We start from the raw sequence: 18,001 nt of genomic DNA on the forward strand, positions 1-18,001 counted from the left end.
GCGGGGCACCCGCGGAAGTGGTCGCGGGTCCTGGAGCGGGGGCCGGTGCCGGGGATGCGGACGTCTGCGCCGGGGCTTGGGCAGGAGCTTGCGCCGGGGCCTGTCGCGGCTCCGGTCCGGTCGCGTCGGCCGGTGACGGCGCGTTCTCGGGCGCCACGGCGGCCGGCGGCCGGGCCGACGAACTCGGCGCGGCGCCACCTTCGCCGTCCACTGTGGCAAGCGTCGCGACGATGCCGACCAGAATCAGCACCACGACCACCGCGGCGGCTTCCACGGCCATTAGTCGGCCGCGCCTCCGGCCGCCCGGAACACCCGGCAACGTCAGCGCCGCCCCGGCCCGCCTCGGTACCGGCGGTGGCGCAACCGATTGCGGCGCGGACGTACCCGACGCGGCGAAGGGTACGACGGCGGTGACACCAGTGTCGCTCGTCTGCTCCGGCGCTACGGCCGTGGCTCGGTTCGGGAGGACGGTCGTCGCCGCGGCAGCCGTGGCGGGCGCGGGAATCACTGTGGTCGCCGACACGGGCAGTGCTGGATCCCGGCCCGCGGCAACGGCTTCGAGGGCCGCTTTCGCCTCCCGCATGGTCGGGCGGTCCGCGACGGCCGGTGCGAGCAGATACATCAGCACCGGTCCCAGCGGGCCGGCGGACTCGGGTACCGGGATCTCGGCCCGCGCGACCGCGTGCAGCAGGGCGAGCGGATTGTCACCTTCGCCGAACGGCGGGGCGCCCTGCACCGCCGCGTACAGCGTCGAACCGAGGGCGAAGACGTCGGAAGCCGGTTCCGGGTCCTCGCCGCGCGCCACCTCGGGCGACAGATAGGCCGGCGTCCCGGCGAGGAAGCCGGTGGCCGTGACCGTCACGTCGCCGACCGCGCGGGAAATGCCGAAATCGGTGATCTTGACCGTGCCGTCGTCGGCGACCAGCAGGTTCGCCGGTTTCACGTCCCGGTGCATGATCCCCGCGTCGTGCGCGGCGGCCAAGGCGCCGGCCGCCTGCGCACCGATCTCGGCGACCTCGAGCGGAGGCAGCGTGCGGTTGCCCGACAGTTTGGTCGCCAGGCTGGGCGCGTCCATGTATTCCATGACCAACCAGGGCTGGCCGTCCTCCTCGGCCACGTCGAACACGGTGATGGCGTTCGGATGGTGCAGCCGCGCCGCGATCCGGCCCTCGCGCATGGCCCGCCGTTTCGCCTCCAGTGCCGCCGAGCCGGACAGCCCGGGACCGAGCAGCACCTGTTTGACCGCCACGGTGCGCTGCAACCGGACATCGGTGGCCCGCCAGACCACACCCATGGCGCCGGTGCCGATCTGATCCGTGAGCCGGTACCGTCCCGCGATCAATCGATCCGCCGTCATGGTGGTGTGCCTCTCCTACGCGCGCCTAGCCGTTTCGCATCCACGCGCAAGCCCGGAAAGACTCCGAAAGCTCACGCGCCGAGTTGCTTTGCACCGCTGAGCAGGGACGCGAACGCATCCGCCGACTGCTCCGGATGCAGTTACAACGCCTTCGACAATGGCACATCCACCCGACAGACATCCACCTCCCCGGGCGGGGATGGGCGATCGCCCAGGTAAACCGCGGCGACCGCGCACTGTGACGCGCCGAAGCGCGCTCCTTTTCCCGGGGGACATGACATCCGAGCAGGTAGCAAAGGCCCTCGCGCGAACGGCGCGACGCCGAAGGCCCAGCGACCGTCGACGCCGCGCCGCCCGCGCGAACGATTACGCGTTGAAGTACTTCGCCTCCGGATGCAGCAGGACGAACGCGTCGGTGGACTGTTCCGGATGCAGCTGCAACTCCTCGGACAGCACGACGCCGATGCGATCGGCTTCGAGCAGGTCGACCAGCTTGGCCCGGTCCTCCAGGTCGGGGCAGGCGCCATAGCCGAAGGAGTAGCGCGCACCGCGATAGCCGAGCTTGAAGTACTCCAGCACGTCGGCCGGGTCGGAGTCGGCGACCGCGTGGCCGTCGAGGACGAGTTCCTCGCGGATGCGCCGGTGCCAGTACTCGGCGAGCGCCTCGGTGAGCTGGACGCCGATGCCGTGCACCTCGAGGTAATCGCGGTAGCTGTCGCCCGCGAACAACTCGTTGGCGAAATCGGCGATCGGCTGACCCATCGTGACCAGCTGGAACGGCAAGACGTCGACCTGGCCGGTCGCACTGGCGCGCTCCCGCGACCGGATGAAGTCGGCAATGCACAGGAAGCGGTCGCGCTGCTGACGGGGGAAGGTGAACCGATACCGTTCGGCCGCGCCGGGATCCGGTTCGCTGAGCACGATGACATCGTCGCCTTCGGACACCGCCGGGAAGTAGCCGTAGACGACCGCGGCGTGCTGTAGCACGCCTTCGGTGCTCAGTCGGTCCAGCCAGGCGCGCAGGCGCGGCCTGCCCTCGGTCTCCACCAGTTCCTCGTAGCTCGGCCCGTCACCGCCGCGCTGGCCGCGCAGGCCCCACTGTCCGAGGAACAGCGCCCGCTCGTCGAGCAGGCCCGAGTACTCGTGCAGGGCAAGACCTTTCACCACCCGCGTGCCCCAGAACGGCGGCACCGGTACGGGCAGGTCGGCGGCGACGTCGGAGCGCTCGGGCACCACCACGGGCACCTCGGCCGCCCGGCGCTCCGCGGCGATCCGCTTGGAACGCTCGTGGCGGGCTTTGCGCTCGGCGGCCTTCTCCCGCTCGGCGATGGCTTCCGGGCTGTCCGGGTCGAGCCCGCCGCCGCGCTTGCGGGTCATGATGTCGTCCATCAGCCGCAGCCCCTCGAACGCGTCGCGCGCGTAGTGCACGTCGCCCTCGTAGACGGTGGTGAGGTCGTTCTCCACGTACGAGCGGGTCAGCGCCGCCCCGCCGAGCAGCACGGGGAACTGCTCGGCCACCCCTTTGGCGTTGAGTTCCTCGAGGTTCTCCTTCATCACCACGGTCGACTTCACCAGCAGGCCGGACATGCCGATGACGTCCGCTTTCTTGTCCACCGCCGCGTCGAGGATGGTCGAGATCGGCTGCTTGATGCCGAGGTTCACCACCTCGTAGCCGTTGTTGGACAGGATGATGTCCACCAGGTTCTTGCCGATGTCGTGCACGTCGCCCTTCACCGTGGCCAGCACGATGCGGCCCTTGCCGCTGTCGTCGGTGGCCTCCATGTGCGGCTCGAGGTAGGCGACGGCGGCCTTCATCACCTCGGCCGATTGCAACACGAACGGCAGTTGCATCTGACCGGACCCGAACAGCTCGCCGACCGTCTTCATGCCCGCCAGCAAGGTCTCGTTGATGATCTGCAACGGCGGCACCTCGCCCATGGCCGCGTCCAGGTCGGCTTCCATCCCGGCGCGTTCACCGTCGACGATCCGCCGTTCCAGCCGCTCGAACAGCGGAAGCGCGGCCAGTTCCTCCGCCCGCGACGCCTTCGACGACGAGGTGGACACACCCTCGAACAGCGCCATCAACTTCTGCAGGGGGTCGTAGTCCTCGGCGCGGCGGTCGTATACAAGATCCAGCGCGGCCTGGCGCTGCTCGTCCGGAATCCGGCTGATCGGCAGGATCTTGGAGGCGTGCACGATAGCGGAATCCAACCCGGCCTCCACGCATTCGTGCATGAAGACCGAGTTGAGCACCTGCCGGGCCGCGGGGTTGAGACCGAAGGAGATGTTGGACAGCCCCAACGTGGTCTGCACCCGCGGGTGGCGGCGCTTGAGCTCGCGAATGGCCTCGATGGTCTCCAAGCCGTCGCGGCGCGACTCCTCCTGGCCGGTGCCCAAGGTGAAGGTGAGCGTGTCGATGATGATGTCGCTCTCCGCCAACCCCCAGTTGCCGGTGATGTCGGCGATCAGCCGCTCGGCGATCTCCACCTTCTTCGCCGCGGTGCGGGCCTGACCCTCCTCGTCGATGGTCAGCGCGACCACCGCGGCGCCGTGCTCGGCGACCAGCCGCATGGTCTGCTGGAAACGCGAGTCGGGACCGTCGCCGTCCTCGTAGTTCACCGAGTTCACCGCGCAGCGCCCGCCGAGGTGTTCCAGCCCGGCCTGCAGCACCGGCGCCTCGGTGGAGTCGAGCATGATCGGCAGCGTGGAGGCGGTGGCCAGCCGGCCGGCCAGCTCCGCCATGTCGCGGGTGCCGTCCCGGCCGACGTAGTCGACGCACAGGTCGAGCATGTGCGCGCCGTCGCGAGTCTGGTCCTTGGCGATGTCGAGGCACTTCTGCCAGTCACCGGCCAGCATGGCATCGCGGAACGCTTTGGAGCCGTTGGCGTTGGTGCGCTCGCCGATCATCAGGACCGAGGCGTCCTGCTCGAACGGCACCGCGGTGTACATGCTGGACACGCTGGGCTCGTGCACCGGCGCGCGCCGCTCGGCGATCGGCGGCAGGGTGGGCTCGACCTCGCGCACCGCGGCGGTGACCTGCCGGATGTGCTCGGGTGTGGTGCCGCAGCAACCGCCGACCAGGGCCAGCCCGAACTCGGTGACGAATCCGCGCAGCGCGACCGCCAGCTCCTCGGGACTCAGCGGGTACACCGCCCCGTCCGCGCCCAGCACCGGCAGCCCCGCGTTCGGCATCACCGAGACCGGCACCTGCGCGTGCTTGGACAGGTGGCGAAGGTGCTCGCTCATCTCGTCCGGGCCGGTCGCGCAGTTCAGGCCGATCATGTCGATGCCGAGCGGCTCCAGCGCGGTGAGCGCCGCGCCGATCTCGCTGCCGACCAGCATCGTGCCGGTGGTCTCCACGGTGACGTGGGTGATGATCGGAATCCGGCGGCCCAGCTTCGCCATCGCGCGCCTGCTGCCGGTCACCGCCGCCTTCACCTGCAACAGGTCCTGGCAGGTCTCGATCAGGATGGCGTCGGCGCCGCCGTCGAGCATGCCGAGCGCGGCCTCGGTGTACGCGTCGCGCAGCGCGGCGAACGCGGCGTGCCCCAGCGTGGGCAGCTTCGTGCCCGGACCCATCGAACCGAGCACGTATCGAGGCGTTCCGTCGGAGGACGGGCCCATCTCGTCGGCGACCTCACGGGCCAGCCGGGTGCCGCGCTCGGAGAGATCGCGAATCCGGTCGGCGATGTCGTAGTCGGCGAGGTTGGGCAGGTTGCAGCCGAAGGTGTTGGTCTCGACCGCGTCGGCGCCCGCTTCGAAATAGGCCCGGTGGATGGCGCGCAGAACGTCGGGGCGGGTGTCGTTGAGGATCTCGTTGCAGCCCTCCAGACCGCGGAAATCGTCCAGGGTCAGCTCGGCTGCTTGCAGCATGGTGCCCATCGCACCGTCGCCGATGACGACACGACGGCGGAGCGTGTCGAGTAGCGTGGTGTCGAACTCGGCGGGGACGGACGCAGACATGCGTTCCAGCGTAGTGGGCGGGGCCGACGTTCCGGCCCACCACGTCGCGGCTCGGTGTCCTGGACCACACCCCGCCACCCCGGCACCGCGTCGGCGGGAACACGCCACCCGGTCCGGCCGCCATACGACACGCCATCTCGCCGTACGCCGTAGGCTGACCGAGTGAACGCCAGTGAAACTCCCGATCCGGAACTGCCGACGTTGCGGGATCCGGTACTGGTCGCCGCCTTCGAGGGGTGGAACGACGCCGGTGACGCGGCCAGCGGCGCCGTCGAGCATCTGGAACTGATCTGGGACGCCGAACCGTTGGCCGAACTCGACTCCGAGGACTACTACGACTATCAGGTCAACCGGCCGACCGTGCGCCAGGTGGACGGTGTGACCAGGGAAATCCAGTGGCCGTCGACCATGTTGTCGGTCTGCTCGCCGCCCGGCAGCGACCGCGACGTGGTGCTGCTGCGCGGTATCGAACCGAATATGCGCTGGCGCAGCTTCTGCGGCGACCTGCTCGAGTTCATCGAGCAGCTGGGGGTCCAGACCGTGGTCATCCTGGGCGCGTTGCTCGCCGACACTCCGCACACCAGGCCGGTGCCCGTGACCGGCTCGGCCTACAGCAAGGAGGCGGCCGAGCGGTTCAACCTGGAACAGACCCGCTACGAGGGCCCCACCGGGATCACCGGCGTGCTGCAGGACCAGTGCGTGAAGGCGGGCGTCCCGGCGGTGTCGTTCTGGGCCGCCGTACCGCACTATGTCTCCCAGCCGCCGAACCCGAAGGCGACCATCGCGCTGCTGCACCGGGTCGAGGACGTGCTCGACATCGAGGTGCCGCTGGGTGAGCTGCCCAAGCAGGCCGAGGACTGGGAGACCACGGTCAACGAGATGACCGTGGGCGACGAGGAGATCAGCGAGTACGTGCGCTCGCTGGAGGAGCGCGGCGACGCCGCGGCGGACGTGAACGAGGCGATGGCCAAGATCGATGGCGATGCCATCGCGGCCGAATTCGAGAAATACCTGCGCAGGCGCGGTCCGGGCAGCTTCGGTCTCTGATCCCGGTGCGCGGCGGCGCCTGCGCTACCGGTGGCCCCGGGCCGCGGGGTTCACCGGAAGTTCGCCAGGGGGCCACCTTCGGGCCGGGAAACGACCGCCTCCTACACTTTCGCCGGTGACCGCCCATCCGATCGTCGAGTGCCTGCGCGGCTTCGACGACCGGATCGCCGTCCATTGCCCGGACCGCACTCCGGCCGACGGCGCCGCCGTGCCCGCCCGCCAGGTGACCTACGCTCGGCTTGCCGCGCTGGTCGAGACCTACGCGAGCGAGCTGGGCCCGGCTCGTCGCCTCGTCGCGCTCGCGGCGCGCAACGACCTTGCTTCGCTCGTCGCGTATCTCGGCGCGCTCAGTGCCGGGTGCGTGGTGCTGCTGGCCGAGGAGATCACTGCGGAGTTGCGGGAGACCTACGACCCGGATGTCATCGTGGACGCCGGCCACACCCGCGTGGTGCGGGAGCAGTCGGCGCATCGCCTGCATCCGGAACTCGCCCTGCTGCTGAGCACGTCCGGGTCCACCGGGTCGCCGAAGCTGGTGCGGCTCTCGGCCACGAATCTGCGCGCCAACGCCGCGGCCATCGCGGAGTACCTGGACATCGGCCCGGACGACTGCGCGGCCACCACCTTGCCGATGTTCTACTGCTACGGCTTGTCGGTGGTGCACAGTCACCTGGTGCGCGGAGCGAGCCTTGTGCTCACCGACCGGTCGGTACTGGACATGGAATTCTGGCAGCTGTTCCGGGAATGTCGCGCAACGTCTTTCGCCGCGGTTCCGTACACCATCGATCTGCTCGACCGCGTCGGGTTCGCCCACATGACGCTGCCGCACCTGCGTTACGTCACCCAGGCGGGTGGGAAGCTGGCTCCGCAGCGCGTGCGCGAATACGCCGAGTTGGCCCGAGATTGCGGCTGGGAATTCGTCGTCATGTACGGCCAGACCGAGGCGACCGCCAGGATGGCGTATCTGCCCGCCCATCTGGCGATCGCGCATCCCGACTGCATCGGGATTCCGATTCCCGGCGGGGAATTCACCCTCGAACCGGTCGAGGACGACCGGGACGGGCCGTGCGAGCTGGTCTACCGCGGAGCCAACGTGATGATGGGGTACGCCACGTCCGCCGCGGATCTCGCGCTCGGCGCCACGGTAGCGGCCCTGCGCACCGGCGATCTGGCCCGGCGCACACCGGATGGCCTCTATCAGGTGGTGGGCAGACGCAGCCGGTTCGCCAAGATCTTCGGACTGCGCATCGATCTGGAGCGGCTCGAATCCGGGCTGGCGAAAGCCGGTTTCACCGCGTGCTGCGCCGACGACGACGCGCACCTGGTCGTCGCGGTGGAGAGCCCGCACGCGGATCCCACCGGGATCGCCGCGCGCCTGTCCGGCCTGCCCGCCGCCGCCCTGCGCGTCCGCCCGGTCGAGCGAATGCCACGGCTACCCAACGGCAAACCGGACTACCCGGCTATCCGCCGGCTGGCAGGCCCCGCCCCGCAGGCGCGGGACATCCGCGCCCTCTACGCCGCGACCCTCGGCATCGACCCGGCCCGGGTCCGTGCGGAGAGCACGTTCGTCGATCTCGGCGGCAATTCGCTCACCTATGTGACCACCGCGGCGCGGCTGGAGCGGGCACTCGGCCGGCTCCCCACCGACTGGCCGACCACGCCGGTGGCCGACCTCGAACGGATCCCGGCGCAGCACCGCCGTTTCGGACGGATGCTCGACACGGGCACGCTGCTGCGCGCGATCGGCATCGTGCTCGTCGTCGGCTCGCACACCGGGGTGTTCGAACTGTGGGGCGCGGCACACGTGTTGCTCGGCGTGGCGGGCTTCAATTTCGCGCGATTCGCCGTCACCGCGGCGCCACCCGCCGAACGTTTCCGCCACACGCTGCGCACGGTGGGATACATAGCGGTGCCGACGGCGCTCTGGGTCGCCCTGACGCTGACGTTCACCGACTACTACAGCTGGCAAAATGTCCTGTTGGTGAACAAGATCCTCGGCCCGCACGACAGCGCCACCGCCGGGCACCTGTGGTTCCTCGAGGTGCTCGCGTACTTCATGCTGGCCGCCGCGCTGCTGGTACGGATCCCCGTGGTGGACCGGTGGCAACGCGCCGGGCCGTTCCGGTTCGCGATGGCACTGGTCGCGCTGAGCCTCGTCCTCCGATACCAGGCGTTCGGTCTGTATTCGGCGCAGGACATCCCGTTCTCCCCGCTGGCGGTGTGGCTGTTCACGCTCGGCTGGGCGGCGGCGAAGGCGACGACGTCGGTGCAGCGGATGACGGTCAGTGTCGTCGTACTGGTCACGGTGCCCGGGTATTTCGGCCTTCCCGAGCGCGAACGGCTGGTCATGGCGGGCTTGCTCGCCCTGGTGTGGTTCTCCGCGGTCCGGGTGCCCGCCGCGGTCGCCGTCTGCGCGGCAGTGCTGGCCGACAGTTCGCTGTTCGCCTATCTGCTGCACTGGCAGGTGTACCCGCTGTTCGAACAGCACCGGCTGGCGGGGCTGCTCGCTTCCCTGGCAGCGGGTGCGATCGCGACGGGGACGGCGACCGGACTGCGAGACTGGACAACGGTGCGGTACCGGGCAATTCGGTCGCGGCGGTCAGCTCTCCACGGTCCACACCCGCGCCGCCGCCTCCTGAGCCAGCTTCGCGATCAGGATGTCACGCGGAATCGTCTGCCCGGCAAAGTGATCGAGTGACGGGACCACGACGTGATGCGCGTCCGCGCGCTTGAGTTCGGCCGTCAACTCGGCGAAAGCCGTCCCGTCACCGCCGGTCGATTCATGGAAAGTCGCGGCGAAGCACAGCCCTTCCTCGCGGGCGAGGCTGCTCATCGCCGCCTCGAGCTCCTTGCTGTGGCCATCGGCCAGATCGTCACGCAAGTATCCATAGATCAACGCTTCCACCCGAACCTCCGTTGGATTGGGATCGCTGTTCTCTTTTGTGGATCCACCCGTTTTACGGGCTGATTGCGCTTCGTGCAAGAGCAGATGTACTTGCAGTTGCTCTTGCAGGAGGGCCTGGCTAACTTTTGGCGCCAGTTCGATCATGCACAACGCGGCGCGGCGAATGTAGCTGTCAACACACGGACATCTGTCTGCCCTCTTGGGGCCACCGAAGGTTAACTGGTGCGATACTACAGACGTGGCCGCTACCGACGATCGACCCGTCTGGGCTGTCCGAATGCGCTCCGAGCGTGACGCGAGGGGGTGGTCGCAAGCCGACGCTGTTCGCGTGATGCGTGGAAAGTCTTCGCACAACCTGCCGACCGACAGTACCCTCCTACGCAACTGGCGCCGTTGGGAATCGGGCGAATCACGCCCCGACGACTTCTACGCGCCCATCATCGCCGCCACCTTCGACACGGTGACCGCGGCGTTCTTTCCCAAGGTGCGACCGAACCGGGACGACGAATTGCTCTCGGCGACGGGCATGGACACGCTCGAGTTCATCGGCAGATTGCGCATGTCCGATGTGTCCTCGGTGACGCTGGAGGCGATCCGGATCACCGCCGAACGCCTGTGCTGCGAATACTCCTACGCCGACCCGCACGATTTGCACGCCGAGGGCACCGCGTGGCTGCGCAGGATCACCTCGTTGCTGGACGGTCGCCTGACCCTGGGCCAGCACCGCGAGATCCTGGTTCTCGCCGGATGGGTCGCGCTCCTGGTCGGCTGCGTCGACTACGACCTCGGCAGGCGCACCGCCGCGGAGGCGACCCGCCGCGCCGCCCAGTCCCTCGGCCAGGAGGCGGAGAACACCGAGATCGCCGCGTGGGCAGCGGAAATGACCGCGTGGTTCGCGCTCACCCAGGGCAACTACCGCGGCGTCATCGAGACCGTGCAGCCGACGCTGGAAATGAGCCAGAACCTGCGCGTCGGCGTCCAGCTCGCCGCCCAGCGCGCCAAAGCGTGGGCCAGGCTGGGCAACCCGCGGGAGGTGGAAGCCGCACTCGATGACGGCCGAGCTATCTTGGAGCGACTCGAACACCCGGCGAATCTGGACAACCATTTCGTCATCGACGCGAACAAGTTCGACTTCTACGCGATGGACTGCTGCCGGGTCGCGGGCGAGGATCGGCTCGCCGAGACCTACGCCCGCCAAGTGATCCGCAACGCGACGCGTCCGGACGGCACGCTGCGCAACCCGATGCGCGTCTCCGAGGCGCACCTGACGCTGGCCGTGGTCGCGGTGCGCGACCGCGACCTGGAACTGGCGGTGGCCGAGGGCATGCGCGCCTTCGCGGGCAGCAGGCGCTCGCTCCCGTCGCTGATGTGGATCGCGGGCGAAGTCGCCAGGGAGATCATCGAGCGCTACCCCGGCGACCCGCGCACCCGCGCGTACCTGGAGCAGTTGCGTTCGCTGTCCGTCGAGTGAGCCGTTCCGCGCCACAGCCGCGGCGAACGCCGACGAACCGGACGCAGCCACGCCGAACACCGGAACGTCGTGCAAGCGGCGATCGGCCCGCTACTACCCTGTTCCCGGTGACCGACTCCGATGACGGCTGTGCCGATACCCGCTGGGACGACCGGCTGCGGCTGTTCTCCTTCGCCACCGCCGAGCGGCGCGCCGACTACCTCCGGGTGCTGCGCGCGTTCGACAGCGCGCGGGCGGCGTATGTGGTGTTGCTGCACGCGGACGACGTCGCGGACCGCTGCCCGGACACCGGCGCCGCGGCGCCACGCCTCACCGCGGCCGAGATCGGTCCGCTGCTCGATCAGCTCCATCAGTGGGGGGTGCTGGAGCGCAGTTACGACGGAACCCGCGCCGCCACACTGGCCGAATATCGCAATCGGCACTACGTGTACCAGTTCTCCCAGGCGGGATTTCAGGCATACCGGGCGGTCGCCGGTGTGCTGAGCGCCCGTCTCGACGACGCCTCGTTGTCGCGCTTGGTACTGCCGGAGCTGCTGGCCGATCTGCACACGTTGGCCGAGGCCAATCGAGCGGGCGACGCCGAGCGCGTCTACCGCACCTTGCGCCGCCTCGACACCGCGCTGTCGGACTTGGCCGCCCGCGCGGCGCACTTCTACCTGGGCCTCGGCGACCTGGTCCGGACCACCGAGATCACCCCGGAATCGTTTCTCGCGCACAAGGACGCGCTGCTGGCGCACATGCGGGAATTCAGCCTCGACCTGGCCCGGTTCACGCCGCGGCTGGCGGCCGCGATCGCCGAGATCGAGGAGAGCGGAGCCGAGGACCTCATCGCGCGGGCCGCGCGCTGTGACGAACGGGTGCTGCTGAGCCTGGCGGAGCGCCGCTCGGATTGGCAGGCCAGGTGGGACGGGCTGCGGAGCTGGTTCGTCGCGGCGGGCAGCGCGGAGGCGGCGGGGACGACGGAAGCCGAGCGGCTGCGCGAGGCCACCATGAGCGCGATCGCCGCGGTGCTCTCGCTGCTGCGGCGGGTCACCGAGACACGCCGCGGCGGGGTCAGCCGCGAATCGGCGCTGCGCCATCTGGCCGGCTGGTTCACCGCCGCGCCGACGGTGGACAGCGCCCACGCGCTGTTCGACGTCGTGTTCGGCCTGGGCAAGCCGCGGCACCTGGCGATGGAGCACCCGGACGCCGACGTGATCCCGGCGATTCGATCTTGGTGGGACGCACCGCCGTTGGAGATCTCCCGCACGCTCGCCGAGACCGGCCGCCCGCCGTCGGCGGGAGCGCCCGCGCGCATAAACCGCAATGACGCGGGCATCCGCCGCCTGCGGGAGGCGCAGTTGGACGCGCAGCGGGCGCGCGCCGAGGCCGCCCGGTCGCTGGCTTCCGGCGATGTCCACGAACGGGTCCTGGACGACCGGGAGACCGAAGTGCTGCTGCGGCTGCTGGACGCCGCGTCCACCGCGTGGGTTCCGGTGCGCGGCCGAGTTACCGGCACCACCGGCACCGACAGCGGCGTCACCCTGACGGTGTCCGAGCATCAGGGCCCAACCGTCGTGCGCACCACGCGGGGGCTGCTGCGCCTGAACAATCGGTCGCTGAAGATAGAGACGACGAGCAGGACACGGCCGCACCCGCGCGGGGAGCGCGGCTGATGCACGCCCGCACGATCGACACGCTCGCGCTGGACAACTACCAGCGCGCCGCACGCGTCATCCTGGCCAATCATCTGGTGACCCGCACCTATCCGGACCGGATCGCGTTGCCGCTGATCCGCCGCTGGGCCACCGAGCTGCGCGAGGACCTCGCCGAATTGTTCGGCTACCGGCTCGAAGTCACCGAGACCACCGCGCGGGTGTTCCCGGTGCCCGACCGCCTCGACGCGGGCAGGCCCGCGCGCACGCCCGCCGAGCGCGTCTTCGACCGTCGCCGGTACGCCTATCTCGCCCTGGCGCTCGCCGCGCTGGGCCGGGCCGGGGACCAGATCACGTTGTCGGAGCTGGCCGATCAGGTCGCCGCCTACGCGAGCCGGGTGGACGGCCTCGAGCTCGCCACCGACCGGGCCGCCGACCGCGACGCGTTCGTCGACGCGGTGGCCTGGCTGACCGCGCGCGGCGCGCTCACCCTGGCCGACGGCGACGCGGGCGGCTGGGCCAGCGATCCGGACGCCGGTGAGGCGCTCTACGACATCGACCGGCCGGTGGTCTTCGCACTGTTCCGTCCGCCGCGGGCGTTGCAGCATCTGCACACGGTGCGCGGGCTGCTCGCCGAAGAGGCCGCGGTCACGGGTGTTTCCGCGCACGCGACGACCACCGCCGAGATCACGCGCCGGGTGCGCAGGGCACTGGTCGAGCAGCCGGTGGTGTACGCCGAGGATCTCGCGCCCGAAGAACGCCCCGTGCTCGCCCAGGACCGGGTCGTCGCGGATGTCGAGCTGTTCACGGGGCTGCGCGCCGAGCGCCGCGCCGAGGGGGTGGCGCTGATCGATACCTCCGGGCGGCTGTCGGACGTTCGTTTCCCCGGGACCGGCACCCTCGCGCAGGTCGCCTTGCTGCTGGCGGGCGAGATCGCCGACCGCGTACTGGATATCGACCACCCGCTGCCCCTGCGGCCCGCCGCACCGGACCCGGGCGAGGCTCTCGCCGATCAGCTCGACGAGGCCATTCCCGAATCCACCGTCTTCGCACCGCTGGCGGAGCTGCGTGCGCTGGATCCGTCCGCCGACGATCCGCCGGACGACGCACAGCAACCGACTGCCGCCGGCTATCCGCTGATCGACCGGACCTGGCTGGGTGAAACGGTGCAGGCGCTGGCCGATCGCTACGGCGCCACGTTCGCCGCGCAGTGGCAGGCCGACGTTCCGCGCCTGACCACCGAAGTGGTGGCGTTGCTGGAGCGGCTGCGGCTGGTGCGGGTGGTGGACGACGGACTGCTCGTGCTGCCCGCACTGGCCCGCTACCGCGGCGCGGTCGTCACGGTCCGCACCAAGCGGGCTGCGGAATTGTTCGTCACCGCGGCCGATACCTATGGCGCCGGGCCGGAAGGGAACTGAGGATGTCGCTCATTCACGGCGGAGTGCGGTTCACCCCGACCCGCGCCGGGATCGTCAACCTGTGGGACTACCGCGACCAGGAGTTCTGCTTCGCCGACGGCAGATTGGTGCTGCGCGGGCCGAACGGGTCGGGCAAGACCAAAGCGCTCGAGGTGCTGTTTCCCTTCGTGCTGGACGGACGGATCGAGCCGCGCAGGCTCAACCCGTTCGCCGGTGAGGAACGCACGATGAAGTCGAACCTGCTCTACCGCAAGCAGGACTCGGCCTATTCCTATGTCTGGATGGAATTCGCCCGCGGTCGCTGGGACGACCCCGAGGCGGTCACCGTCGGCATCGGCATGCGCGCCACCCGGTCCTCGGACAAGGTGACCCGCTGGTATTTCGTCGCCGACGGCCGGGTCGGTGTCGACTTCTCGCTGATCGGCTCGGACGACCGGCCGTTCACCCGCAAACAGCTCGCCGAGCAGATCGGCACCGATTCGATCGTCGACCGGCCGGTGGACTACCGCAACGCCATCGACGCGCGCATGTTCGGTCTCGGCGCGCAGCGCTACGACCAGCTGATCAACCTCATCCTCACGCTGCGCCGTCCGCAGCTGGCCAAGAACCTCGACCCGCGCGGCCTGTCGCAGGCGCTCACCGACGGCCTGCGTCCGCTCGACGACCAGCTGATCCTGGACGCCGCGCGATCGTTCAGCGATATGGAGGAGGTCGGCCGCACGCTGGAGGGTCTGGTCCACGCCGACACCGCGACCAGGGCGTTCGTGGAGGTGTACCGCAAATATCTGGCGGTGCAGGCGAAGACGGACGTCGACCAGGTGCGCGCACGCCTCGACGCGGTGACCCACGCGAGCACCGCGTTGTTCGCCGCCACCGCTCTGCGCGAGCGCAGGGAGACCGAGCGGGCCGTGGCCGAAGCCAGGGCCGAGGACGCCGACCGCGCCTACGAACAGGCCCTCGCCGACCGGGAGAATCTCCAGCGTTCCAGCGCCTATGAGGGCAAACAGCAGCTCGACGACCTGGCCGACGCGGTGCGCCGCCTGGAGACCTCGGCAGGCGTGCACGCCGACAAGGCGCTCGAGGCGCGCCAGACCATGGACCGGCGCACCGAGGAGGCCGAGCGCGCCCGAACCGCGGTGCGCACCGCCGCCGCCGCGCTCGCTCGCGGCGAGGACGACCTGCGCGACGCCGCAGCGGAGGCCGGGATCCCGTGGACGCCGCTGCCGGAGTCGGCGCGCGCCGATCAGCTCACCGCGGCGGTGCGCGGGCACGCCGAGGAGCGCGACGCCGACGTGCGCGCGGTGCGCGCGGCGCTGGGATCGGTGGACTCCGCCGCCGCCGAACGAACCAGGGCCGAGCGGCTCGCCGAGCGCGCCGGGGAACTGCGCGACGCGGCCGCCGCGGAGGTCGCGCACGCCGAGGCGGCGGTGGCGCTGACCCGTTCCGAGGCCGCCGCCGCGTTGCGGGCGTGGTGGGACGAGCACCGCGAGGTCTACGCTCCCGTGCGCGCAGGCTTGTTCGAAGCGTTGAACGCGGCGCTCGCCGCGGCCGGTTCGGACGCACCGACGGTCGCCGAGGTGCTGACCGAGCGCGCCGAACCCCTGCTCGAGCAGATCCGCGCCCAGCGCCAGGAGGCGCGCGGCCGTGCGGCCGCGGCCGCCACACGCGTCAGTGAATTGACCGCCGAACGCGAACGGGTCACGGCCCAGCGCGACGACGCGCCACCGGCATTCGCGGGCCGCTCCGGCCGGACCGGCGATCGGCCCGGCGCCGCACTGTGGCGGCTGGTGCGTTTCGCGGACGACGTGACGCCCGAAACGGCGGCGGGCATCGAGGCCGCGCTGCACGCGGCGAATCTGCTGGACGGCTGGGTCTGTCCGGCGGGCGAACTGCCGCCGGACTACGAGTCCGATCAATTCCTGGTGCCGCTGCCCGCACCGGACCGGCCGACCGGCCGCACCCTCGCCGACGTGCTTGTCGTGGAGGACGATTCGGATTCCCTGGCCGTGCCCCGGCAGGTCGTCGCCGATGTGCTCGCCTCCATCGCCCTGCACGAGGACCCGAGCGGATCGAGCGGCGAGGTGACCGTCGCGGCCGACGGCGCGTTCCGGCAAGGCGTGCAGGTGGGCAGGCACCGCAAGGCCGAGGCCGAATTCATCGGGGCCACCGCGCGGGCCAGGCGCCGCGAGGTCCGCGCGGCCGAACTCACCGCCGCCCTGACCTCCGCGGACGAGCAACTGCGCGCCGCCGAACAGCAGGAGGCCGACGCCACCGCCGCGCTCGCGCGAATCTCCGCCGCCGCCAGAGCGCTTGCGCGCCCGACCGCGGTGACCACCGCTTTGCGCGCGGTGTCCGAGGCCGCGGGTGTGTTGCGGTCGCGTGCGGAGGCCGCGGCCCAGGCCGAGCGCGATCTCGACCAGGCGGTCGCGGAGGTGTCCGTCGCGGAGAAGAAGCTGCGGGCGGCCGCCACGGCACACCGCATGCCGCGCACCGCTCGCGAGATCGACGCCATCGCCGCCGCCATCCGGCACTTCGAGAACACCGGAACGGGACTGCTGCGGCTGCGCGGCGATCACGAGCGGGAACGGGAACGGGTACGCGAAGCCGAGGACCGTTCGACCGAGGCCGCCGACCTGGCCGAGGCGTTCGCGGAAGAGGCCGAGGCCGCGCGATCCGGCTACCAGGAACAGCTGCGCAAGCTCGAAACCCTGCGCGAGGCGCTGGGCGCGGGCGCGGCCGACATCGATCGCGAATTGGCGCGGGCCCGGCAGCGGATCGACGCGACCAAGGCCGAGCAGAAAGCCGCGCGCAAGGCCGCCAACGAGGCCATCGAAGCGGTCGGCGACGCCGAAGCCGCCTACCGCACCGCGCACGAGTCCCTGGCCACCGCGCTCACCGAGGTGCTGGCGGAGGTTCGAGCCCTTGCCCCGTACGCCCGGCCGGATCTGCTCACGCTGCTCGGCGCGCCCGCCGACGGGCGCTGGCCCACCAGCGAGGCCGCGTGGTCGACACCGGAGCAACTGCTGTACCGGATCTCGACGGCGGGGCCCGACGCGCCACCGCGGGTGCTGCCCGACGAAGTCGCCGCGCTGTTCGACAGCCTCACCGCCGCCACGGCGACGGTGCGCGCGAGCGAGGCGACGCGCAAGTCCACGCGCACCGCGGTCACCGCCGCGCTACAGGAATTCGACGCCGCGCTGTCCGGATCCGGCCGCGACTACCGGCTGCAATGGGACGCCGCCGACGGCCTCACCGTCGTCCAAGTGCACGACGAGCACGGTGTCTCGGCGCTGGCCGACTTCGCCGCCCGCATCGACGCCGCACGCCGCGACCAGGAACTGCTGCTCACCGACGCCGAGCGGCGCATCCTGGAAGACGCCCTGCTGACCGGCCTGGCCCAGCAGATCCACGAGCGCACCAGCGACGCCCGCGATCTCATCGCCAGGATGGGCGCGGAGATGAAACAGCGGCGCATGTCCTCCGGCAACACCATCGGCGTGCACTGGGTGCTCGCCGACAGCCTGTCGGACGCGGCGCGTGCGACGTGCAAGCTGCTCGACCGGGATGCCTCGGCGCTGACCGCGGAGGATCTGGCCGCGATCCGGGCGCATTTCGCCGCCGAGATCCGGGCGGCGCGCGCCGCGCACCCGGAGCGCTCCTACCCGGAGATTCTCGCGGCCACCTTGGATTACCGCACCTGGCGGGTGTTCTCGTTCACCTTGATCTCCGCCGACGGCAGCGAGGACAAACTCACCGTCGCCAGGCACAGCGCGCTCTCGGGTGGCGAGCAGTCGGTGTCGCTGCACCTGCCGCTGTTCGCCGCGGCTCACGTCATGCTCGATTCGGCCGACCCGCAGGCACCGCGCCTGCTGGCGCTGGACGAGGCGTTCGCGGGCGTGGACGACAACGGCCGCAGCGAATTGCTCGGGCTGAGCGTGCAATTCGACCTCGACCTGTTCATGACCGGCTACGACCTGTGGATCACCTATCCGCACGTCCCGGCGTGCGCGCACTACGACCTGGCGCACGCGGCGGCGGAGCACACGGTGAGCGCGACACTGCTGGTCTGGGACAGCGGCGACCTGCTCGCCGAACACGAGGCAACCGACCTGACCGCGGCGCTCGGCTCCCCCGATCGCCGACGGGTACCCAGCACGATCGAAGGCGGACTGGAACTCACGCCGGTGACCTAGCCCCTCCCGCCACCCT

General features: G+C 70.6%; 9 protein-coding genes. 6 read left to right on the plus strand and 3 right to left on the minus strand.

Features of this window, described 5'->3' with window-relative positions:
* Together HOV91_RS24025 and metH are read right to left on the minus strand one after the other, a co-directional pair.
* The coding region (locus HOV91_RS24025; protein WP_174187664.1) for a serine/threonine-protein kinase at positions 1–1,357 on the minus strand (1,357 nt) is incomplete at its 3' end.
* 366 nt (positions 1,358–1,723) lie between these two features.
* Positions 1,724–5,320 (minus strand): methionine synthase, encoded by a 3,597-nt coding sequence (metH, locus tag HOV91_RS24030; RefSeq protein ID WP_174187665.1) that lies wholly within the window; start codon positions 5,318–5,320, stop codon positions 1,724–1,726.
* A 162-nt stretch (positions 5,321–5,482) separates the two neighbouring features.
* Between metH and HOV91_RS24035 the strand changes: the two genes are divergently transcribed.
* Positions 5,483–6,367 carry a PAC2 family protein gene (locus HOV91_RS24035; protein ID WP_043726490.1) on the plus strand — a complete coding sequence of 295 codons (885 nt, stop codon included), beginning with the start codon at positions 5,483–5,485 and terminating at the stop codon, positions 6,365–6,367.
* A 115-nt stretch (positions 6,368–6,482) separates the two neighbouring features.
* Positions 6,483–9,062, plus strand: coding sequence for an AMP-binding protein (locus tag HOV91_RS24040; RefSeq protein ID WP_174187666.1), 2,580 nt, complete (start codon positions 6,483–6,485; stop codon positions 9,060–9,062).
* Here HOV91_RS24040 and HOV91_RS24045 read toward each other — a convergent pair.
* The gene (locus HOV91_RS24045) at positions 8,964–9,413 is read right to left on the minus strand and encodes a hypothetical protein (protein WP_246350653.1); all 450 of its coding nucleotides are present in this window, start codon (positions 9,411–9,413) and stop codon (positions 8,964–8,966) included. The genes HOV91_RS24040 and HOV91_RS24045 overlap by 99 nt on opposite strands.
* A 187-nt stretch (positions 9,414–9,600) precedes the next feature.
* On the opposite strand from HOV91_RS24045, the gene HOV91_RS24050 reads away from it, so the two are divergent.
* The 4 genes from HOV91_RS24050 (at position 9,601) to HOV91_RS24065 (ending at position 17,985) form a co-directional block, all read left to right on the plus strand.
* On the plus strand, positions 9,601–10,740 hold the full coding sequence (locus HOV91_RS24050) for an XRE family transcriptional regulator (protein WP_174187693.1): 1,140 nt from the start codon (positions 9,601–9,603) through the stop codon (positions 10,738–10,740).
* Between the two features lie 155 nt (positions 10,741–10,895).
* Positions 10,896–12,395 carry a TIGR02677 family protein gene (locus HOV91_RS24055; protein WP_174187694.1) on the plus strand — a complete coding sequence of 500 codons (1,500 nt, stop codon included), beginning with the start codon at positions 10,896–10,898 and terminating at the stop codon, positions 12,393–12,395.
* Entirely contained in the window at positions 12,395–13,792 is a 1,398-nt protein-coding gene (locus HOV91_RS24060) for a TIGR02678 family protein (RefSeq protein ID WP_174187667.1), read from the plus strand. The genes HOV91_RS24055 and HOV91_RS24060 overlap by 1 nt, the downstream gene beginning before the upstream one ends.
* Positions 13,793–13,794: 2 nt before the next feature.
* Complete coding sequence (locus HOV91_RS24065) at positions 13,795–17,985, plus strand: TIGR02680 family protein (protein WP_174187668.1); 4,191 nt, start codon at positions 13,795–13,797, stop codon at positions 17,983–17,985.
* Positions 17,986–18,001: the final 16 nt, after the last annotated feature.

Origin of the sequence: Nocardia barduliensis (assembly GCF_013315795.1) — a bacterium.
GTDB lineage: Bacteria > Actinomycetota > Actinomycetes > Mycobacteriales > Mycobacteriaceae > Nocardia > Nocardia barduliensis.